Source organism: uncultured Thalassospira sp., assembly GCF_963976115.1.
GTDB lineage: Bacteria > Pseudomonadota > Alphaproteobacteria > Rhodospirillales > Thalassospiraceae > Thalassospira.
Genome location: NZ_CAXBJJ010000004.1, coordinates 325,826 through 346,849, shown reverse-complemented (window position 1 = coordinate 346,849; position 21,024 = coordinate 325,826). Strand labels below are relative to the sequence as shown.

The following is a 21,024-nucleotide window of genomic DNA, read 5'->3' as shown; positions in this document are numbered from 1 at the left end:
ATCAGCCCTCCTTCTTGCTGGCAGCGGCGAGGTCTTTTTTGCCTGCCGTCGCGTCATAGAGTTTTTCAACAATCGGTAAGGCAAGGAACAAACCGGCATAAAGCCCGGTGGCATAGGTCAAAAGGTTGCTGGCCCCGGCCAGCGCCAGGATTTCATCTTTCATCGACGGGATGACTTCGGTTAGCGCCCCGGTGCAGGCCGCCATCATCGACCCGCTGCCAATGCCGCACGCCATGGCAAGTGCGCGCGGATCGAACAGGTTGGCACTGGCAAACAGCGATGCCAGAATGGCAAAAATAAAGGTGCCAAACAGGGTGCCGATCACATAAACGCCCATCACACCGGTGCCCTCGGGGCTTTTTAAGGTGTAACGGTCGGCGATGATGGCAAGGTTGGGTTCACGTGCGATTGAAAAGGTTGCGCCAATGGCCTCGCGGCCCATTTTCAGGCCCCAAACCGCCAGCGGAAACGCCAGAACGATGGTGCCCAGATTGCCCAGTTCCTGCAATATCAGGGCCGGGCCTGCCGCGATAATGGTATTGATTGCCGGGCCGATGGTGGTGCCGAATTTGGCGATAAACGGCATGATCGCAATCACGATCAGCGGTGAGGCGGCCTGGACTTCTTTCTGGCGGATGATTTTGCCGAATTTCGGCACAAGATTGGGGTTCATCACCGCCGCCATGATAAAGGCGTAGAGCAGCGGCAGCAGCAAAATTGCCCCTACCCCCAACGGAATTTTCCGAATGCCGATCATTTCGGCGATGGCGCCGATCACGATAACGGCAAGATGAAGCCGCCAAAGCGCCAACTGTCCCCGAAGCGCGTTCATTTCCCGGTCTCCTTGACGTGGTATGTTTGATGCAAAATCAATCGGCGTTTTAAGGGGCCGTATATTTTGCATTATCCCTTGTTAGGGCCCTGATCGCAGATCCCCGGGCAGCGGCAGATTTCATATTTTTGCCATTTTCTGCACCGGAGATTTTGACCGAGAATGAAAACTCGACCGGGGCGGGGCAAGTGCCATTTTGGGATGGCTTTGTTGCCAAAACGGCAACACCTTTCGGGATTATGACTGTTCGTCGGGATAGCTCGCTGCACCAAATGCCTCCATCCGGTCGCAGATCATATGGGTAACCGCCCGCACTGCTGCGGTTTTTGGCCGTCCCTTGCGCACCAGAAGGTGCGATGGCACCCGCGCCAGACAGGGGTTGGTCAGGGGCACGGCCACCACTTCGCCCCTGCGTAATTGTCGCGATACGGCAAAGGCGGGAAGAAAGGTTATGCCACCCCCCGACAGCACAAAATGAATGGCAACATTGATCGAATCGACTGTCATAAAGGCATCGCGCGCCAGGCGGTTGCCCTGATCGACATTGGCCAGCAGTTTGGCAACCCCGAAATGCGGGTTGAGCAGGGCAAGCGGCTGGTTCAGGGTATCGGCCAGCACACAGCTTTGTTTTTGGGCCAGTTCAAAGCCCGGCGGCACAAGCGCGCATAACGGGGCGTGGTCTTCGGCCAAAAGTTCCAGGTCGGGGTTGCGCGGCGGGTTGAACACAAGCCCCATGTCATAATCATCGCGCAGGATGCCGTGGGTCATTTTTTCGGTCCCGGCGACATCGATTTCCAGGCGAATATCGGGAAATTCGTCGCGCAGGGGGCGCACAACGTGATTGACCAGATCAACGACAAACCCTTCGCCGGTGGCAATGCGCACGGTGCCGGTAATTGCGCCGCGCGCGGCGGCCAGATCCACGGCAAAGGCCTCGTCCATTTCAAAGCGCCGCCGGGCATGGGCGGCAACCATATGGCCCGATTCCGTAAAAATGATGCCGCGTTTGGTGCGTTCCATCAGCAGCGTTTCAAGATGGGTCTCAAGGGATGCCACCTGGCGGCTGATGGCCGATGGGGCAATGCGCAGGTTTTCGGCTGCGGAACGGATCGATCCGGCTTCGAATACGGCCAGAAAATAGCGTAGCGGTTTATCGTCGATCTTCATGGCGGGGGCCTGACTGAACGGGTTGCGGTGGCGAGGAACGAGGGGCCGGGCTGATCCCGTAATCAGACCATATCTGTTGCTGTTTCGGCAACAATATGTTCCGGCAATTGATCTTGAGTTCGCATGACAACCACCGGAAAGTTTGCGGGCAAAATCAAAAAATCACATCGGACCCGGTCGGGCCGTGACGGCAAGGCGTGTGCCTTTACCGAACGAACCCTGCCATCCAGGAGCAAAGAGGCAAATATCGTGAGCAATTCAGAAACAGGCCCCATCGGGGTTGTTGGTCTTGGCAATATGGGGCTGGGCATGGCCCGCACCCTGTTGCGGGACGGTTTTTCCGTGGTCGGGTTTGATGTGGCGGCGGAGAGCCAGGCCAGGGCAGCCGCCGCGGGGGTGACGATTGTGGCTGGTCTGAACGACCTGTTTGCCGCCTGCCAGACCATTATTCTGTCCTTGCCCACCGCAAATCATGTGCGCACGGTATTGACCGGTGATGGCGGCCTTGGTGCGTGCGACCTTGACCCGCGCCTGGTGATCGACACCACGACATCCGAGCCCGATGTGACCCGCGAAATTGACGCGGTATTGCGCCTGCAGGGGCATATCCTGATCGATGCGCCGGTCAGTGGTGGCCCGGCGGGGGCCAATAGCGGCACCCTGACCATGATGGTGGGCGGGGGCGAGGCCGATGTGGCACGCGCCATGCCGGTTTTGAATTCGCTGGGGGGCAGGATTACCCATGTCGGCCCGGTCGGGGCGGGCCATGCGGTCAAGATCGTTAATAACCTGTTGGTGGCAAGCCATCTTTTGACCATGCGCGAGGCGATGCGCCTTGGCAATGCCGCCGGGGTCAGCACCGAAAACCTGATTGCGGCGCTGAATGCCGGGTCGGGACGCAGCGCAATCAGCGAGGTGAATTATCCAAAATGGGTGATGAATGGCGCCTTTGACAGCGGCTTTACAATGGGGCTGATGCGCAAGGATGTGCGCCTGGCCATGACCCTGGCACAGCAAAAGGACGTGACGCTGCCGGTATCGGAACTGGCCGGAAAAATTTGGGCAGCCAGCGCCGGGCTTCTTGCCGATGATGCCGATTTTAACCGGATTACCGAATGTGACCCCACCCGGGAAGGAGAAAAAGCATGAGCCAGGAAACCAAATTGATGCCGCGTGACTATGCCAGGGCAATGCGCGCGTTTTTCGCGGCCGATGAGATTGGCAGCTGGGTGAATGGGGCGATGATGCCCGGTCATGGCGATGCGTTCGAGCTGATTGACCCTGCTACCGGCAAGGCGTTTTTAAGCATTCGCGATGCCGGGGCCGAGGTGGTGGATGCGGCGATGACGGCGGCTGTTGCCGGGCAGAAGGTCTGGTGGGGGATGACGGCGGCGGAACGTGGCCGCATCCTGTGGCGGATCGGCCAGCAGGTGCGCGACCATCTTGATGATTTGGCATTGCTCGAAACCATGACGGCGGGCAAGCCGATCCGCGATACCAGGGTCGAGGTGCTTAAAGTTGCCGAGATGTTTGAATATTACGCTGGTTGGGCCGATAAGCTGCATGGCGATGTGATCCCGGTGCCCACCAGCCATTTGAACTATACCCGCCATGAACCCTATGGTGTGGTGACCCAGATTACGCCCTGGAACGCCCCAATCTTTACGGCGGGCTGGCAACTGGCCCCGGCCCTTTGTACCGGTAATGCGGCGGTTTTAAAGCCGTCTGAAATGACGCCGCTAACGTCGCTGGCATTGGGGGTTTTGTCCAAAAAGGCCGGGCTGCCCGATGGCGTGATAACGGTTCTGACCGGCCTTGGCACCACAACCGGGGTTGCGGCCACCACGCATGTGGCAACGCGCAAGGTGGTGTTTGTCGGCTCCCCGCGCACCGGGGCGATTATCGCCGGTCAGGCCGCACAGAACATTGTGCCCTGTGTGCTGGAACTGGGCGGAAAATCGGCCAATATCGTGTTTGGCGATGCCGATTTGAAACGGGCCGTGCTGGGCGCGCAGGCGGCAATTTTTAGCGGGGCAGGGCAAAGCTGTGTCGCGGGATCGCGTCTTTTGGTGCAGCGACATGTGATGGAGCAATTCCTGGATATGCTGGTGGATGGCGCCAACCGCATTCCGGTCGGTGATCCGATGGATAGCGCCACCCAGATCGGCCCGATCAATAATGAGGCCCAATATCAGACCGTGTGCCGCCTGGTGGCGGATGGCAAAAATGAAGGGGCGCAATTGCTGGCCGGGGGCGCGCGCCCGGAAGGGGCCGCTTGCGAAACCGGGTATTTTCTGCGGCCGACCATTTTGAGCAATGTGCGCAATGATATGAAAATTGCCCGTGAGGAAATTTTTGGCCCGGTGGTTGCCGTGATCCCGTTTGAGGATGAGGCCGAGGCGGTGGCAATCGCCAATGACAGCAAGTTTGGCCTGGCCGGGGCGGTATGGACACAGTCGGTTGATCGTGCCCACCGGGTTGCCGCCAATGTACGGGCGGGCACATTCTGGATTAACAGTTACAAGACGATCAATGTCATGTCCCCCTTTGGCGGATTTGGCGCAAGCGGCTATGGCCGTTCCAGCGGCAAGGAAGGTTTGATGGAATATATGCAACCCAAAAGCATCTGGACTGAAACGGCGGCCAATCCGCCTGCCGCATTTGGATATGCGCCCGAATAGGAAGGCTGCTGATCCAGCGACCTTGCCCGAAAAAGAAGGGCCGCGTGGCATGACGCGGCCCTTTTTGACAGGTGCTTACATATTGGGGTAATTCGGCCCGCCGCCGCCCTGTGGCACCACCCAGACAATGTTTTGTGTCGGGTCTTTGATGTCGCAGGTTTTACAATGCACACAGTTTTGCGCGTTGATTTGCAGGCGCTGGCCGCCATTTTCCGCATCGGCCACAAATTCATACACACCTGCCGGGCAATAGCGGGCTTCCGGCCCGGCATATTTGGCCAGGTTTACATCCACCGGCACACTGGCATCTTTCAGGGTCAGATGCACCGGCTGGTCTTCTTCGTGGTTGGTGTTGGATAAAAACACCGAAGAAAGCCTGTCAAAGCTGATTTTGCCATCGGGTTTGGGATAGGTGATTTCGGGCATGTCGGCTGCCGGTTTCAGGCAGGAATGATCGGCATGGTTTTTAAAGGTCCAGGGCGCTTTGCCCCCGAAAATATAGGTGTCCACCGCGCTATAGGCCATGCCGCCCCAAAAGCCCCATTTGGCAAAGCTGGGTCGAATGTTGCGCACCTTGTAAAGTTCCGGGTAGATCCAGCTGTTTTCAACGGCCTTCGGATAGGCATCAAGCACCGGGGCGGGCGTTTCGCTGATCAGTTGGTCAAAGGCGGCTTTTGCGGCCAGCATGCCGGTTTTCATTGCCGTATGCGACCCTTTGATTTTCGGCACATTCATAAAGCCGGCCGAACAGCCAATGATGCAGCCTCCGGGAAACACCAGATCGGGCAGGGATTGAAACCCGCCTTCGTTAAGCGCACGTGCACCATACGAAATGCGGCGGCCGTTTTCAAAAATCTTGCGAATTTGCGGGTGCGTCTTGAACCGCTGAAATTCTTCAAACGGGCTCAGATGGGGGTTTTCGTAATCCAGACCGATCACGAACCCGACAGAGACCTGATTGTTATCAAGATGATACAGGAATGACCCGCCATAGGTTTTTGAATCCAGCGGCCAGCCCACCGTATGCTGGATTTTGCCTTCTTCATGGACCGCCGGGTCAACTTCCCACAATTCCTTGATGCCAATACCATAGGTTTGCGGGTCGGATTTTTCGCGTAAATTGAACTTTTTGATCAGCTGTTCAGAAAGGGACCCCCGGCAACCTTCGGCGAAGAAGGTGTATTTGGCGTGCAGTTCCATGCCCGGTTCGTAATTGGGGCCCTGGCTGCCATCGCGTAAAATGCCCATATCGCCTGTGGCAATGCCGCGCACAGAACCGGCATCGTCAAACAGCACTTCGGCGGCGGCAAAGCCGGGGTAAACTTCAATCCCCAGGGCTTCGGCCTGTTCACCCAGCCAGCGGCACACATTGCCGAGGCTGACAATATAGTTGCCCTTATTGTGCATTTGCGGCGGGGTTGGCAGCTGTTTGGCGCCGGTTTCGCTCAGGATCATGAACTGGTCTTTGGTGGCGGGCACATTTAACGGCGCGCCGCGTTCCTGCCAGTCGGGGAAAAGTTCGTTAAGGGCGCGGGGTTCAATCACCGCACCAGACAGGGTATGCGCCCCAACCTCAGAGCCTTTTTCCACCACGCAAACCGTGATTTCCTTTTCCTGCTCCCGGGCGAGTTGCATCAGGCGGATGGCAGCGGCAAGGCCAGATACGCCTGCACCAACGACCACCACGTCAAATTCCATGGATTCCCGTTCCATCTCGTCTCTCTCCTTTGTCGCAACGCTGGCTTTAATGCCTTTTTTGCTGCGGCCTTTTCGTCATGATCGGGGTCTCGCCCAAGCCCCGTGCTTCGTCCTGCGGTTAATCGGTAATGCTATACCGATTTAATGCCGGTTTGTATATGGCACAAGTAGCCTAAAATCGTTAAAGTCGTTCCGAGTGAAGCGGTTTGTTGTGCAAACCGCACTGCAACATACGCCTTATTTGTGTAGATGAGCAAACCCATAACAAATTTTGATGTAAATAGCCTGGATGCCCTGCAAGCCCTGATCTGGCAATATGAAATGGGCGCGGACGAGGCTATTGCCGACGAGCCACTGGACCGTTTTCGGGCCTCCGAGAGCCTGTCACGGCAGGGAACAATGCCAGGGGCAATGCCCCCAGGGGCGCCGCGAGGGACGATGTCGGCAACGGGGCCGCTAACAGCGCCGGGCGGGCGCGGGACCTATGGCGGGGCGGCTGCGGGGCGTTCATCGGGGCCTGCGGGTGTCGGTGCGGGGGCTGGCGCGGCGATGCCGCCTGCCGCGATCGGCGGATTTGTTCTATCTGATACGCCTTCGGAAGCCCGTATTTCTGCGCAAAAGGCGGCATCGGATGCCGGAACGCTGGAAGAATTGCACGCAGCATTGCGGGCATTTGAGGGATGTGCGCTTAAAAAATCGGCCAGCAATACCGTTTTTGGCAGTGGCAACCCGGCGGCAGATATTGTGCTGGTGGGCGAGGCCCCCGACGCCGACGAGGATCGGCAGGGCGCCCCTTTTACCGGGGCGGCGGGAAAGCTGCTTGATGCGATGTTGCGCTCTATCGGTCTGTCGCGCGAAACGGTTTATCTGACCAATATTTTGCCCTGGCGGCCGCCGGGAAACCGCCAACCCACCGCCGATGAATTGATGGTCTGCGAACCTTTTGTGCGCCGTCACATTGAAATGATTGGCCCCCGGATTGTGGTGTGCCTGGGCGGCAGTGCGGCCAAGACGTTGATGGAACAGGATAAAGGTATTACCCGGTTGCGCGGCACCTGGCACGAAATTGCGTTTTCCGACTCGGTCCAGTCAGACGTAACAGCCATGTTTCATCCGTCTTATTTGCTTAAAACGCCCGAACAAAAAAGGGTCGCCTGGCAGGATTTGCGCGGCATTGTCAAAAAATTGCGCAGCTAGGCGCATCGGGGGATGTGGCGGTTTGGGCATGTCGTTTGTGTGCTCCAACAGGTGCCCAAACGATTCTTTTATCGTGCTGCTATGCAGTTTTGCGGCCTTTCCAGGAACTGTTTTTGTAAAATAACCAGAATTTCTGCCGCTTTTTTTTGGGGCAGGTCTGATATGCGTTTGGCGATGATGGGCGGGCAAGGTGCTGAATACAGGATAAAAATGCTTCGTTGGAGGGCATTTTACTGGTATATATCTCCGCTTAAAGACGGGGAAACCGCTTACACAGGTTGCGACGACAAACTGCTTCGGGTTAGAAAAACCGCGTTTACACCGGGGTCTGTTTGGGGAAAAGACAGGTTTTGATCGAAGCACGTACAATGTTTATCTCGCGTTTAACCACGCGAATCAGGCGCACTATTACTGTTTTTGCCCTTGCCACCGTGTGTGTGACAGGGCCAAAAGTGGTTCATGCGGCACAGGAACAGGCAGCACTCAGCACCCCTGGCCTTGATGACGCAACTGATTCCGATGCGGTTAAAATTCCCAGTGTCCTTTCACACCGGGATGCAGAGCTTTATCGCCAGATTTTCAAGGTGCAAAAGGATGGTCGCTGGAAAGATGCGGACAACCTGATTTCACGCCTGTCTGATGATGTGCTGATGGGCCATGTGATGGCCCAGCGTTATCTGCATCCGACAGCATATCGTTCGCGGTTTTCCGAACTGCGTGACTGGCTGGCGAAATATGCCGATCTTCCCGAAGCAGACCGTATTTATGATTTGGCGATGTCGCGTCGCGGCGCGGCCGCAAAGCCCAAGCGCCCGGTCGGGTCATACCTGAAGGGGGCCGGATATGATTACGAAGACATCCGCCCTTATTATCACAAATCAACCAAAAATCTGTCGGCTGCCCAGCGCAGCCGGGTGTCGGTTTTAAAGCGCCGCATTCATTCGCGTATCCGCTCTGGCTGGCCCACCGGGGCGCTGGAAGTTCTTGATAGCGCCGAAGCACAGCACCTGTTTGATGCCTATGAGCAGGACCAGGCGCGCGCCTCGATTGCGGCGGGATATTATTATTTCGGCAAGCCTGATCTGGCGTTGAAACATGCCGCCAGGGCCGCAAAACGCTCGGGTAAATATTTGCCCGAAGCCCTGTGGGTGGCGGGTTTGACCGCGTGGCGCCTAAACAGGTTTGACGAAGCCCACCAGCAGTTTGACGATGTTTCGACCAACCAGTATGCCTCAAGCTGGACCCGGTCTGCCGGGGCGTTTTGGGCCGCCCGGATTGATCTGGCCGAAGGCAAGTTTGACCGTGCCGATAAACTGTTGAACCGTGCCGCCGAATATCCGCGCTCGTTTTATGGTTTGCTGGCATTGCGCGCCCTTGGCCGCGATGATGTTTTTGACTGGGACAGCCTGAGCCTGACCCAGGACCGTGCCAACAAGTTGCGGCTTGACCCGCATGGGCGCCGGTCGCTGGCATTGCTGCAAATTGGTCGGCGTCATGATGCCGAACGTGAAATGCGCAAAGCTGCCATTTCCAGCGACCCCAGCCTGCGCCGTGCGGTGTTGTCTCTGGCCGATACCGAATCCTTTGCCGCCCTGACCATGCGTCTGGGCAATTATATTGCCCAGAAAACGGGTGAAGTGATTGTAAATGCGCTGTATCCGGTACCCTCATGGGTGCCCGAGGGTGGTTATAACGTGGATCGCGCCCTGATTTATGCGTTGATGCGTCAGGAATCGGGTTTTAATGCCGAGGCGCGCAGCCATGTTGGCGCGCGCGGTTTGATGCAATTGATGCCCGCCACCGCCAGCTATATTGGCAATACCCGCTATCGCGGGACAAAGCGCGAAGAACTGTACGAACCGGAAGTCAATATCGGGCTGGGCCAGAAATATGTTGGTCATTTGCTTGATCAGAACGGCGTGGATAACGGATTTTTGCAGCTGATGGCAGCTTATAATGGCGGCATTGGTAATTTGGGCCGGTGGCAAAAGGCGCTGAAAGACAACGAAGATCCGTTGTATTTTATTGAAAGTATTCCGTCGCGCGAAACCCGCCTGTTTATCGAACGGGTGATGGCAAATTTGTGGATGTACCGGTCCCGTCTGGGGCAGGATCGCCCGTCGCTGGACCGTTTGGCTGCGGGCAAGTGGCCTGTTTATCAGTCCCAGGATGCCGATGGCCTTGCTGCGTCGCGCTAAAGCGTTTTGAGCCGTCGTTTTCAGGGGCAGATTTGAAGCACAGCTGATGTTACAGCGACGCTTTTTTCGCCAAAAAGGGATGTCCCTTGAAACCGTCATTGGCAACAAGATTGCCGATGACGGTTTTGGTGTATCAGGGCCAAAGACCGATACAGGGCCAAAAGCCAGGTTGAACCGGGCAAAATTTAACGGGTATCAGGGTTCGATAACGTGAAAGAACCAAAACCGCATCAAGTGCCGCAAAAGCCACAAGCAAAACCAGAGTCAGAACCCGCCGCACAGTCTTCGTCAGGTGGCACGTTTCTGGATCGCATTGTCATGCCCGCCATGAGCGGGGAAGAAGCCCTGCGGCGGTTTGGCAGTACCTTGCGCCAGGATCAAATCCGTTCGGCACAACCGACGACCGCATCTGGCAAGGGCAACAGCGCTTCTGACGCTCAGGATGCAGGTGCTGTGCAAAACACCCCCAATACACCCCCCGGTGACGATGAACCATCCGCACGGGCACAACCGTTGCCCCCATATGAAGGGGGGTGGGATGACCGCGATGATCTGCTTGCATTGGCGGAATTGCCGGTTCTGTGGCGGATCGTGGCTGTTGTGGTGACGGGGGCCTTGGTGGTCGGCATTGTTTTGACGTCGTTGTTTATTGTGGGCTGGCTTAACGGCCTTTAAAGCATGCTCTCGCCGGTGCGCCCTTTGATCGCCCGATCAGCCGATCAATTGTCGGGCTTGGTGGCACTGTTTTTGCTGTTTTCACTGGCTTCAATCCTGGCTTCCAGCGATGAAATTTCAGCGGCTGTAGACGCACTGAGTGGTGCATCGGCGGGCAGGTCATTGATCAGGTCGCGCAGCACATGCAGCGATTGCGTGAGGTGGCCCTGCTGTTCAAGCATCACCCCGTAATAATAGCGGCTAAGCCGGTGATTGGGCATTTGACCAAGGGCATGAAGCACCAGATTGCGCGATATTTCGTCGATCTGGCCGCCTTTGGCCGTGATGCGGGTATCGGCATATTCAATCGCCAGTAACGGGTTTTGCCCCGACAGGGCATAGGCCCGGCGATAGGCGGCAACCGCACGGTCAATATCGCCCAGCCGCAAGGAGCCGCGCGCCAGCACCAGCCAGCCTTGCAGATTACGCGGATTGGCTTCCAGCGATATGACGATCTGCCCCAGCAACCGGCGGATCTGCTTGTCGGTTTGGGCGTCGGGGTCGTCGGGGTCGGCCGCGGCCGCTGCGGCAGCGGCGATATTGCGTTCGCTGGCCCGCTCGGCATAGGGGCGGGCAGGCATTTCGGGGTTGCCCTGCCACATATAAATGCCAATGGCCACCATGACCGGAACGGCAGCAAACATAATCGCCAAAATCATGTTTTTGGTTTTTTGGGTGTTTATGCCGTTTTGTGGCAGGCCGGAATTGGCACTATCGGCATTATTGGCGCTGATGACAGGTTGTTGCGCGGCGCTGGCAACCGGCGGGTTTAACACCGCATCGTTTCGCGCCTGTGCGGTGCGATATGCGATATAGTCATCATCATCGAGATCGTCGTCATCATCGTCATCATCAACGACATCGCCGATCTGGTATTTGGGTTTGGCGGTGGCCGTTGTTTGTGCCATGTGGGCCGCCGCAGATGCCGGTGCGCCGCTGTTGGCGGGGACAGACCCGGCATCGCCGGTTTTGCCACGCCAAAAGGCCGTGAAAAACACGGTTGCGAATGACAGTAAGGAAAGTCCTGCAATGCCCCACCAGATCATGGTGCATTCCGCAAGGGGGCGGCGGGAGCACGGCTGTCTTTCATGCCGGTCATGGGTGGCCTAATCTCCCGAATGACTTAGAATTTCGTCAAGGCGTTTGCGTTCCTGATCGCTCAGGTTTGCTGGTGCGGTGCGGCCATCGCGCTTTTTGCGGCGATAAAACCCAACCACGGCAAGGGCTGCCAGAATAAGCAAAATAAACGGGCTGGCCCACAGGATGTAGGTGTCGGGTTTAAAGGGCGGGTTTAGCAACACATAATCGCCATAGCGCGCGACAATGTACTCAATTACTTGCTGGTTGTTGTCACCAGCCAGTAGGCGTTCGCGTACCAGAACCCGCAAATCATGGGCCAGGTCGGCATCCGAATCATCAATCGACTGGTTCTGGCAAACAAGGCAGCGCAATTCTTCGCTGATCGTGCGCGCCCGTTGTTCCAATACCGGGTCGGACAGCATTTCGTCGGGATTCACCGCAAAAGCCGGACGGGCGTAAAAGGACAGGGTCACCACAACAGCCAGCATTGCCAGCCAGATTGACCTGTTTGGGCGAAAGGGGTGCGTCATCCTTTTTTCAACTCCCTGATTTTAGGCAGAATTACGTTTTCCAGTGTTTTGGCATCGATAGGGCCCACCTGTTTATAGGCAATTTTGCCTTCGCCATCGATGATGAAGGTTACGGGAACACCGTAAATTCCAAAGGATTTACCTACCATTCCGTCAGTATCCATACCGACCGAAGTATAGGGATCGCCAAGTTCGCTAAGCCAGTTTAATGCTTCTTGAGGTGTTCTTTCCTTATAGGCAATTCCGTAGATGGGAACTCCTCCATCGGCAGAGAGGCGCTTAAATGTCTCAATGTCAAAGCGACAGGGGGGACTCCAAGATGCATAAATGCTTACGACCGAAATATCTCCAGCTGTTAGGTCCGTATTAGAAAGCCCTTTGTCTCGGCCAGGAAGAGGCGATAACGCAAAAGCGGGTACGGGTTTTCCAATAGGATTTTTCTCGATAGTATCGTTGGGGTCTGGTTTTGCTTCTTCCCCGTTGAGCAGGTCATTGAAACTAAATGCGTAGGTCGGACGGGCGTAAAAGGACAGGGTCACCACAACAGCCAGCATTGCCAGCCAGATTGACCTGTTTGGGCGAAAGGGGGGCGTCATCCTTTTTTCAACTCCCTGATTTTCGGCAGAAGCACGTTTTCCAGTGTTTTGGCATCGATAGGACCTACCTGTTTATAGGCAATTTTGCCTTCGCCATCGATGATGAAGGTTTCGGGAACACCATAAACCCCGAAATCAATCCCGGTTCGGCCAGAAATATCCATGCCGACGGCTTTATAGGGATCGCCAAGTTCGTCAAGCCAGTTTACGCCATCCTGCGGGTCTTTTTCCTTGTAGTTCAGGCCATAAACCGGAACGTCTGCTTCGGCAGCCAGGCGCTTGATCAGGGGGTGTTCAGCCCGGCAGGGTACGCACCAGGACGCAAAAACATTAACCACAGAAACATGTCCCCGGGTCAGGTCGGCGCGTGAAATACCCTTCTCGCGGCCCGGAAGGGGCGGCAGGGAAAATTCGGGTGCCGGTTTGCCAATCAGGGCGGAGGGAATCACGGATTGATCCTTGCCGATATTGGTTAGAAATATTCCGGCCAGGGCCGCAAAAAGCACCAGCGGGATGACAGCGATCCAGAACCTCATGGGGCGGATACTCCGTTCTTCTTAAAAAGCAGGATCATGCGGGTAAGCATGTTTATGACCCCGCCAAGCAGGATAAGCAGCATGCCCGCCCACACCCATGGCATCATGGGTAAAAAGCGAACATCAACAATGCGACCGCTATCTTCGGCACGGTCGCCAATCGACACGTGCAAATCGCCATCGCGGCCATGCCATATTGCCGATTCCGTGGTTTCAACCCCGCGGATCGGGTAATAGCGGACCTCGGGGTAAAGTTCGCTGACCGGCTGTGAATTGCGATAGATAATGAATTTAGCCTTGCGGGTCGCAAAATTTTCGCCCGGCAACAAGGAAACGCCTTCATATTGCAAATTATAGGGACCGATTTCGATGCTTTGCCCGGTGCGCGCCGACAGCACGGTTTGTTCTTCCCACAGGCTGCTGGCCGACCCCCCGGCGATAAGCAACGCCATGCCAATATGGGCCAGAGACATGCCAATATAACGCGGGCCCAGCATTTTGACATTGCGGTGTTTGCTTTCACCGTGATCGCGGTGCCGCCACAGTTTTTCCCACAAATCACCCAAGGCGGCAGTTACCACCCACGCGGCCAGACCAATGCCCAGCAAGGGCAGAGCCGGCGCGTCAATATGGCGCATCCAGACAAACAGGGTCACGATGATCGACAAGATCAGGGCCAGTTTCATGCGCCGCCCCACCGCTGCCGCCCCGTCCACGCGCCAGCGCAGGGTGGGCGATAACCCCATCAATAACAGCAGGGCCAGGGTGACGGGCATCAGGGCCTGAACGAAAAACGGCGGACCGACGGTAATGATGGTGCCGCCCAGCCAGCGTAAAAACAGCGGATAAACCGTGCCCACCATGACAATGGCGGCTGCCACCGCCAAAAGTACGCTATTGATGAACATGCCGCTTTCGCGCGACACCAGGGTGAAATCGGCGTTTTCGCGCAAATGCCCGGCGGCGCGCGAAAACATATAATAGGCCCCGGCAAATAACAGGCAAAAACCAATCAGAAGAACTGCATTATCGCCACTGGCCCGCAAGGATGCCGGAAGCGGCCCCAGCAGGTCGGATCGGGCCAGATATGTGCCAAACCAGCCCGCGCCAAACGCCGACAGGGCCAAAAGCGCGGTCCAGGGTTTTAAGGCTTCGGTTTTTTCCAGCACCGCCAGGCAATGCAAAAACGCCGTTGCCAGCAACCACGGCAGCAGTACGGCATTTTCCGATGCATCCCAATACCACCAGTTGCCCCAGCTTTGTTCGGCATAGGCGCGATAGGCGCTGATCATCATGGCGGCACCCAGCAGGGTCCATGACAATAACGCCCATGGGCGCTGCATTTCGGCCCACGACCGGTTCAGGCGCGCGCGCGGCAGGGCCGCAACAGTGGCGGCAAAAATGACGGAAAGCCCCGCCAACCCGGCATGCAGGATTGGCGAATAGAAAATATCCAGAATATCTTGCGATTGCGGATCAAACCCTTGCCCGTCCAGCGGCGGGTCGGTCATGCGGGTAAACGGGTCGCCATCGAACAGGACACTGGCCGCTAAAAACGCAATAATCACCCCCATGACCGCTATGACGGTGTGGGGATTTTCGGATTTTTTAAAGACGGCGTTTTGCAGCAAAAACAGAATGGTGGCAAGCGAGGTCAGCGTGATCCACAGCAGGGTCGCGCCGCGATCCGGGCTGATGGCGGCGGCAATGCGGTATAAAACCGGTGTTGATGAATGGCTGTATTGCGTGACCAGCTGCAGGGTGAAATCGCTGATGATAAAACTGTAAATCAGGCTTCCCTGCGCCCCAATCGCCAGCAGGCAAATCATCAAGGGCAACGGCCAGATCGGTGCGGTTGGGGTCGATACAGCATTGTCGGCTGGAAACGGATTTAAAAGTGCAAACGAGAGGCCGCGCCAAAATCCGCTTTTTTCAACCGTAACAGTGCCAGACCCGGCGATGTGCAAAGAAGCAGCGTTTGCAGCCACCCCGGAGGGGCGGCGAAACAGTGCCCCTGGCGGAGAAAACAAAACAGCCTGGCAGCATCCCAGCATCAGGAGAAGAATAAGGGCGAAATGTCCGATTTCTGCGATCATGCCGTGCGGTGCTTTATCCTGTCATGCGAAAAACAGGGTTCCCCCTGCCATCTTGCGATGGTCGGTGATGCTAAACGAAATTGGGTCAAAAACGAAACCGCCCCAACAAGAAATATCCCTGATATTCCTAATGGTTCAAAAATATGGCTTAATTACGCATATTTTTGGCATTTTGCTTTTCGATTTCCTCCCAGTGACCGCTTTTTTTCAGCGCATCCGCCACTTCGCGGGGCATGTAGTTTTCATCGTGTTTGGCAAGAACTTCCTGGGCGACGAACTGGCCTTTCGGGTTCATGTGGCCTTCGGCAACAACGCCTTGCCCTTCGCGAAACAGGTCGGGCAGGATGCCGGTATAGGAAACCTGCACATCATGCTGCATGTCGGTCACGGTAAAGGTGACCGTGCTGCCATTTTCCAGTTTTTGCAGCGATCCTTCCTCGACCAGTCCGCCAATGCGCAGGCGGCGGTCCGGGTCCATCGGCGATTGCTCGGCAAGTTCGGTCGGGCTGAAGAAAAACACAACGGAATCGCGAAAGGCCGTCAGGCCAAGGGCCGTCGCAGCGCTGACAGCCAGCAGGGCCGCGCCAATCAGATACAGGCGTTGACGTTTGCGCGATTTGGCACGGGACAGGGACACTTTGGTGATCTCCGCTTAGGACTGGCGAGCGGGCGCTTTTTTGCGCCGGGGCCGTCGGGATTTCAACAGGGTTTCAAGATGGGCAAGGTCGACACGGCTTTTTTTCAGGCCGCGCAGGCTGACCATCAGCAAAACCAGCAGGGCAATGGCGGTTAAGCCATAGCTGGACCAGACATAACCGGCATAGCCGCCCATTTCAAAAAAATCGGTCATTTCCCTGCTCCTGCCTGTTCGGGATTATAGGCTGGCGGGGCTGTGTTATGGGCGTCTTCGCCAATGCCGCCAAGTTGCAGGGCGCGTATGCGACGTTCGTTAAGTTCAAGACGAATGCGCAAAATCAGCACAATGACATAATAGCCGGTAAACCCGATGGCGATCAGGAGAAGCGGCCATAACATGCTGGGGTCGATGCTCGGCCCGCCCATGCGCGCAACCGATGCCGGTTGATGCAGGGTGTTCCACCAGTCGACCGAAAATTTGACAATCGGCACATTAATCACGCCCACCAGCGCCAGTGCCGACCCGGCTTTGGACCCGCGTTCGGGGTCGTCAAAGGCATTTACCAGCGCCATATAGCCCAGATACAGAAACAGCAAAATCAGCATCGAGGTCAGGCGCGCATCCCATACCCACCACGTCCCCCACATCGGTTCGCCCCAAAGCGACCCCGTAATCAGGCAAAGGGCGGTAAAGGTGGCCCCGATCGGGGCGGTGGCCCGTGCGGCAATATCGGCCAGCGGATGTTTCCAGATCAGGCTCATGGCGCCACAAATGGCCATGCTGACATAACAAAACAGGCCCATCCATGCGGCGGGCACATGAATATACATGATGCGCACGGTATCGCCCTGCTGATAATCGGCAGGGGATGCCACCAGCGCCAGATACAACCCCACAGCAAGGGTCAGCACCGTTATGCCGATGGCCCAGGGCATGACGGCACTGGCCAGTCTTAGAAACACACTTGGTTTGGCGAAACGATGCATTTTTCCTTGTCCATTCGCATCCCGGGAAATGTTATCCGGGCCGGTTTTGTCGGTCTTTCAATGTCCTTGTCCGCCCCTTTGCAGGCATTGCCAACAGGGGCGGGCATCTTTGGGCGTTTATTCCACCGCCAATCGCAGGGCACGGGCCGCAGCCAGCGGGGCGAGGGCGAGTGTCAGAAGCAGGATCGCCCCCATAATTTGTATATGTTCGCCAGCGGGCAAGCCCAAAAGGGCGGCCTCCACGGCCCCGGCGCCAAAAATAAGCACCGGAATATAAAGTGGCAACACCAGCAGCGAGACCAGAACCCCGCCCCGTCGCGCACCCAGAATAAGGGCGGCGCCAATGGCCCCGATCAGGCTAAGGGCCGGTGTGCCGACCAGCATTGCCAGCATCAAGGTGCCAAAACCGGCACTGTTCATATTAAGCATCACCGCCATTAAGGGGGCAGCAATGATCAGCGGCAGGCCTGTTGTCAGCCAGTGCGCCAATACCTTGCCCAGAACAACCAGTTCCAGCGGCACAGGCGACAGCGACAGAAGTTCAAGCGTGCCATCTTCAAAATCGGTCTGGAAAACCCGTTCCAGTGACAACATCGCCGCTAAAAGGGCCGAAACCCAGATCACGCCAGAGGCAATGCGCGCCAGAATATTGGCTTCCGGTCCCACCCCGAAAGGAAACAATGTGGTGGTGACGATGAAGAAAGCTACCACCATGATCGAGTCTGCTCCTTGACGAAGCGCAAGGCGCAGGTCGCGGGTCAATATGGCGATCAGTATTTTCATGCGATCCCCGTAAAATTCGAGCTCGGGGCGTGCTCTGTTGCGGTGCTGCCGGTATCGTCGGCATCATTATCTTCTTCTGCCAGCCAGTCAAACATCGGCATGGCAAATTCATCGAGATCGACACTGCGCGGCTTGGCAATATCAAGATCAATATGGGTCGAATAGACCACAATGCCGCCGTTTGCACGAAAGGCATCAATGATCCGGGCGAGATCGGCACAGGATTCGCGGTCCAGCCCGACGGTCGGTTCATCAAGCAGCCAAAGGTCGCTTTCGCCAATCAGAATGCGGGCAAGGGCGGTGCGGCGTTTTTGCCCGCTAGATAAAAAACGACCGCTGGTTTTTGCCAGATGCAATATACCAAGCGCATTTAAGGCATAATCAATGGCGCCATCGCTGTTATCGACATCACGCAGGCTTGCCCATAGACGCAGATTGTCGCGAACTGTGAGAACGGGTTTGACGGCATCTTGATGGCCAAGATATTGCAAGCGAGCCCGATGGGCAGGTAAATCATGGTGGATATTTTGGTTTTGCCAGCAAATGGCCCCGCTGAGCGGTTCGGATAAACCGGCCATCAGGCGCAGCAGGCTGGACTTTCCCGCACCATTGCGCCCGCGCAGCATCAGGGCATCGCCCGGACGCGCATCAAACGCCAGATCGGCGAAAACCAGTCTTTCGCCGCGACGGCAGGTTAGATCAGAACCGGTAAAAACAATCATCCAGGCCACACAAACCATTCATATGTCATGCACTTCTATACCGTGAAGTATCATGGGAATCATGCTTTATCCGACATTTGACCAGATGACTTTGTTTCAGGTCAATCTGTGACGCGGCAGGTGTCTTTTTGCACATTATTTTAATAAAAACATGCCCCCCGGTATTCAATAAAAACGCGCCATTCCCGCGCTTAGAATGGGGCCGCCTTTTTCTTCCTGTAACAGAACGGCGATGCCGCCATTGCAGTTATATTCCAGCCGCACGGGTATTTCGCGCGGGGTGCCATCCCACGTGCCCAGATCATCAAGTTCGCGCACGATATTGACATGGGCGAGGCTAAGACCGGCATTTTCGCCTGTTTCGACCTCGGTGCTGGCATGACGGTCAAATCCGACCAGCCAGATTTTTAAAGGTTTTGTCGGGGCGTTACCGGGTGTGGCGGCCAGTTGAACAATACCGCCCGGCTTTTGCCCGGCTGTGGCGTCGGTCTTTATGGTCACCCAGGATGCCAGGGGTGATGGTTTTTTCAGGGCGGCCTTCAGGATGGCGTCCTTGTGGGTGGCGCGCACCGACCCGGCGCCGTTGATGATGATTTGCGGGGTATAGACATAGCTTTTATGCTGGAAGGCGGCGTATTTTCGCTGGCGTTCGGTATAAGCCGGTTCGGAAAAACGGTCTTTCCAGCCCAGATAATTCCAGTAATCCACATGGAATGACAGCAAAAGCAGATTGTGTGTTTCCTGGGCAATATCGCGCAGAACCGCATCAGCTGGCGGGCACGAACTACATCCTTCGGATGTAAAAAGTTCGACAACCGCCTGCGGGGTCTGGCTGGTGGTTTGCGGCGCAGCGGCGTGGGCCGGACCGGGAACAGCAAGCGCGAGCGAAACTGCCAGTGCGAAGCCCCACACAAATTTGAGTGAATTTGTTTTCATCCCCCTATCATTGCCGATTGCTTCTTCACCTGCCAATCACAAGCGGTTGAAGCAACCATTGATCATAAAAACACATGGTTTTTGCGTAATTGGCTGCGGTACTTTTACGTATTTTCTGCTAAAGGGTGATATTGGCCTTGCGTTATCCGAGGGGAAAATGGCAGGGACCAGGGCCTCTGCCCATCCTTTAAATTCAAAATAAAAGCTGGTCCATCAATCCGTTATCGGGAAAGAAACGAGATCGGCAACACAAGAGGTTTTACAGGAAATGATAAAACGTGAGCATTGGGGGTCACGCCTCGGCTTTATTCTGGCAGCTGCCGGGTCTGCTGTCGGTCTGGGTAATATCTGGAAATTTCCCTATATGGCGGGGGTCAACGGGGGCGGTGCGTTTCTGCTGATTTATCTGGCACTGGTCTTTACGATTGGTCTGTCGGTGATGCTGGCCGAAATGGTGATTGGCCGCATGGCCGAAAAGAACGCCATCGGGGCGTTTAAAAAGCTGAAAGGCGGCGCATGGCCGCTGGTTGGTTTGTGCGGTGTTGGTGCCGCCTTTATGATCCTGTCCTTTTACAGCGTCGTTGCCGGCTGGACGATCGCCTATATGGTCAAAGCGGTTACCGGCGCCCTTTCCAGCAGCGACCCTGCTGTTTTGGGGGCGGATTTTGCAGGTTTTATTGGCAGTAACATTTCACCGCTGGTGTATCACGCCCTGTTTATGGCGCTGACGGTATTTGTGGTGCTGTCGGGCATTGGCAGTGGCATTGAACGGGCATCCAAAATTTTAATGCCCGCCTTGTTCATTTTGTTGCTGATCCTGATTGCGCGGGCCGTGACGTTGCCTGGTGCCGGGGCCGGTTTGTCCTTTTTGCTGGAGCCGGACTTTTCGAAGGTGACGTGGAATACGGTCTCGGATGCGCTGTCGCAGGCGTTTTTCTCGCTCTCGCTGGGGATGGGGGCCATGATTACCTATGGGTCTTATCTGTCGAAAAAGGAAAACATTGCGGGTGCCGCAGGCTGGGTTACGCTTCTTGATACCGCTGTTGCGGTTCTGGCCGGTTTGCTGGTGCTGCCTGCTGTGTTTGCCTTTGGCTTTGACCCGGCAGCAGGCCCGGGCCTGACATTCATCACCTTGCCGGCTGTTTTTGCCCAAATGCCGTTTGGTGAATTTTTTGCCTTCCTGTTCTTCTTGTTGCTGGCGATTGCCGCATTGACATCTTCGGTGTCGATTCTCGAAGTTGTGGTGGCCTATTTCGTTGATGACCGGGCGGTCAACCGCAAGGTGGCATCCATTGTTGTTGGTGCAATCATCTTCGTTTTGGGGATTCCGTCATCGCTGTCGATGGGGCTGATGGCCGATACCAGGTTTTTCGGTATGACCTTCTTTGACCTGATGGACTTCATTTCATCGAAATTGCTGCTGCCGATTGGCGGGCTGTTTATTTCGCTGTTTGTGGGCTGGGTTGTCTGGGGGGCCGCCAAGGCTGACATTGCGACCCATAACGGTGTTGTTCCGGTATGGATCAATGCCTGGGGTGTTGTTGTAAAGTTCATCGCGCCGTTGGCAATTGCCTTTATCCTGATTCAGGGTTTGATCGGCTAATACCAGCGCGTTCTGTTTGACAGATCGGGGGC

20 protein-coding genes are annotated in these 21,024 nt (G+C 56.2%); 6 read left to right on the top strand and 14 right to left on the bottom strand.

The window, feature by feature from the left end; translation table 11 throughout:
* Nucleotide 1 precedes the first annotated feature (1 nt).
* Together AAC086_RS06805 and AAC086_RS06800 are read right to left on the bottom strand one after the other, a co-directional pair.
* The gene (locus AAC086_RS06805) at nucleotides 2-832 is read right to left on the bottom strand and encodes a DUF3100 domain-containing protein (protein WP_339776868.1); all 831 of its coding nucleotides are present in this window, start codon (nucleotides 830-832) and stop codon (nucleotides 2-4) included.
* A gap of 237 nt (nucleotides 833-1,069) precedes the next feature.
* Entirely contained in the window at nucleotides 1,070-1,999 is a 930-nt protein-coding gene (locus AAC086_RS06800) for a LysR family transcriptional regulator (protein ID WP_339776866.1), read from the bottom strand.
* A gap of 249 nt (nucleotides 2,000-2,248) precedes the next feature.
* On the opposite strand from AAC086_RS06800, the gene AAC086_RS06795 reads away from it, so the two are divergent.
* Both AAC086_RS06795 and AAC086_RS06790 read left to right on the top strand, forming a co-directional pair.
* On the top strand, nucleotides 2,249-3,148 hold the full coding sequence (locus tag AAC086_RS06795) for an NAD(P)-dependent oxidoreductase (protein WP_339776864.1): 900 nt from the start codon (nucleotides 2,249-2,251) through the stop codon (nucleotides 3,146-3,148).
* Entirely contained in the window at nucleotides 3,145-4,680 is a 1,536-nt protein-coding gene (locus AAC086_RS06790; RefSeq protein WP_339776861.1) for an aldehyde dehydrogenase family protein, read from the top strand. The genes AAC086_RS06795 and AAC086_RS06790 overlap by 4 nt, the downstream gene beginning before the upstream one ends.
* A gap of 75 nt (nucleotides 4,681-4,755) precedes the next feature.
* Here the strand turns inward: AAC086_RS06790 and AAC086_RS06785 are convergent, their stop codons facing one another.
* The gene (locus tag AAC086_RS06785; RefSeq protein ID WP_339776858.1) at nucleotides 4,756-6,393 is read right to left on the bottom strand and encodes an electron transfer flavoprotein-ubiquinone oxidoreductase; all 1,638 of its coding nucleotides are present in this window, start codon (nucleotides 6,391-6,393) and stop codon (nucleotides 4,756-4,758) included.
* 234 nt (nucleotides 6,394-6,627) lie between these two features.
* Between AAC086_RS06785 and AAC086_RS06780 the strand changes: the two genes are divergently transcribed.
* The 3 genes from AAC086_RS06780 to AAC086_RS06770 all read left to right on the top strand — a co-directional run bounded on the left by AAC086_RS06780 (nucleotide 6,628) and on the right by AAC086_RS06770 (nucleotide 10,448).
* Nucleotides 6,628-7,575: a uracil-DNA glycosylase gene (locus AAC086_RS06780; RefSeq protein WP_339776856.1), complete on the top strand. Its 948-nt coding sequence runs from the start codon at nucleotides 6,628-6,630 to the stop codon at nucleotides 7,573-7,575.
* 350 nt (nucleotides 7,576-7,925) lie between these two features.
* On the top strand, nucleotides 7,926-9,773 hold the full coding sequence (locus AAC086_RS06775) for a lytic transglycosylase domain-containing protein (RefSeq protein WP_339776854.1): 1,848 nt from the start codon (nucleotides 7,926-7,928) through the stop codon (nucleotides 9,771-9,773).
* A 210-nt stretch (nucleotides 9,774-9,983) separates the two neighbouring features.
* Nucleotides 9,984-10,448: a hypothetical protein gene (locus AAC086_RS06770; RefSeq protein ID WP_339776853.1), complete on the top strand. Its 465-nt coding sequence runs from the start codon at nucleotides 9,984-9,986 to the stop codon at nucleotides 10,446-10,448.
* Nucleotides 10,449-10,492: 44 nt separating this feature from the next.
* Here AAC086_RS06770 and AAC086_RS06765 read toward each other — a convergent pair whose 3' ends face one another.
* From AAC086_RS06765 to AAC086_RS06715, 11 genes are all read right to left on the bottom strand, one after another.
* Nucleotides 10,493-11,533: a tetratricopeptide repeat protein gene (locus tag AAC086_RS06765; RefSeq protein ID WP_339776852.1), complete on the bottom strand. Its 1,041-nt coding sequence runs from the start codon at nucleotides 11,531-11,533 to the stop codon at nucleotides 10,493-10,495.
* A 60-nt stretch (nucleotides 11,534-11,593) separates the two neighbouring features.
* The gene (locus AAC086_RS06760) at nucleotides 11,594-12,097 is read right to left on the bottom strand and encodes a cytochrome c-type biogenesis protein (protein WP_339776849.1); all 504 of its coding nucleotides are present in this window, start codon (nucleotides 12,095-12,097) and stop codon (nucleotides 11,594-11,596) included.
* Entirely contained in the window at nucleotides 12,094-12,693 is a 600-nt protein-coding gene (locus AAC086_RS06755; protein ID WP_339776846.1) for a DsbE family thiol:disulfide interchange protein, read from the bottom strand. Before AAC086_RS06755 ends, AAC086_RS06760 begins: the two co-directional genes overlap by 4 nt.
* Nucleotides 12,690-13,229, bottom strand: coding sequence for a DsbE family thiol:disulfide interchange protein (locus tag AAC086_RS06750; protein WP_339776844.1), 540 nt, complete (start codon nucleotides 13,227-13,229; stop codon nucleotides 12,690-12,692). The genes AAC086_RS06755 and AAC086_RS06750 overlap by 4 nt, the downstream gene beginning before the upstream one ends.
* Complete coding sequence (locus AAC086_RS06745; RefSeq protein ID WP_339776843.1) at nucleotides 13,226-15,325, bottom strand: cytochrome c-type biogenesis CcmF C-terminal domain-containing protein; 2,100 nt, start codon at nucleotides 15,323-15,325, stop codon at nucleotides 13,226-13,228. Before AAC086_RS06745 ends, AAC086_RS06750 begins: the two co-directional genes overlap by 4 nt.
* A gap of 148 nt (nucleotides 15,326-15,473) precedes the next feature.
* Entirely contained in the window at nucleotides 15,474-15,962 is a 489-nt protein-coding gene (gene ccmE, locus AAC086_RS06740; RefSeq protein WP_339776841.1) for a cytochrome c maturation protein CcmE, read from the bottom strand.
* A 15-nt stretch (nucleotides 15,963-15,977) separates the two neighbouring features.
* A complete protein-coding gene (ccmD, locus tag AAC086_RS06735; protein ID WP_339776839.1) occupies nucleotides 15,978-16,175 on the bottom strand; it encodes a heme exporter protein CcmD in 198 nt (65 codons plus the stop codon).
* Nucleotides 16,172-16,948 carry a heme ABC transporter permease gene (locus AAC086_RS06730; RefSeq protein WP_339776836.1) on the bottom strand — a complete coding sequence of 259 codons (777 nt, stop codon included), beginning with the start codon at nucleotides 16,946-16,948 and terminating at the stop codon, nucleotides 16,172-16,174. The genes ccmD and AAC086_RS06730 overlap by 4 nt, the downstream gene beginning before the upstream one ends.
* A 117-nt stretch (nucleotides 16,949-17,065) precedes the next feature.
* The gene (ccmB, locus tag AAC086_RS06725) at nucleotides 17,066-17,731 is read right to left on the bottom strand and encodes a heme exporter protein CcmB (protein ID WP_339776835.1); all 666 of its coding nucleotides are present in this window, start codon (nucleotides 17,729-17,731) and stop codon (nucleotides 17,066-17,068) included.
* Nucleotides 17,728-18,471 (bottom strand): heme ABC exporter ATP-binding protein CcmA, encoded by a 744-nt coding sequence (gene ccmA / locus AAC086_RS06720; RefSeq protein ID WP_339776832.1) that lies wholly within the window; start codon nucleotides 18,469-18,471, stop codon nucleotides 17,728-17,730. The genes ccmB and ccmA overlap by 4 nt, the downstream gene beginning before the upstream one ends.
* A gap of 147 nt (nucleotides 18,472-18,618) precedes the next feature.
* Complete coding sequence (locus AAC086_RS06715) at nucleotides 18,619-19,389, bottom strand: DUF1223 domain-containing protein (protein ID WP_339776830.1); 771 nt, start codon at nucleotides 19,387-19,389, stop codon at nucleotides 18,619-18,621.
* Between the two features lie 268 nt (nucleotides 19,390-19,657).
* Here AAC086_RS06715 and AAC086_RS06710 point away from each other — a divergent pair, with 268 nt between their 5' ends.
* On the top strand, nucleotides 19,658-20,992 hold the full coding sequence (locus AAC086_RS06710) for a sodium-dependent transporter (protein WP_339776828.1): 1,335 nt from the start codon (nucleotides 19,658-19,660) through the stop codon (nucleotides 20,990-20,992).
* Nucleotides 20,993-21,024: the final 32 nt, after the last annotated feature.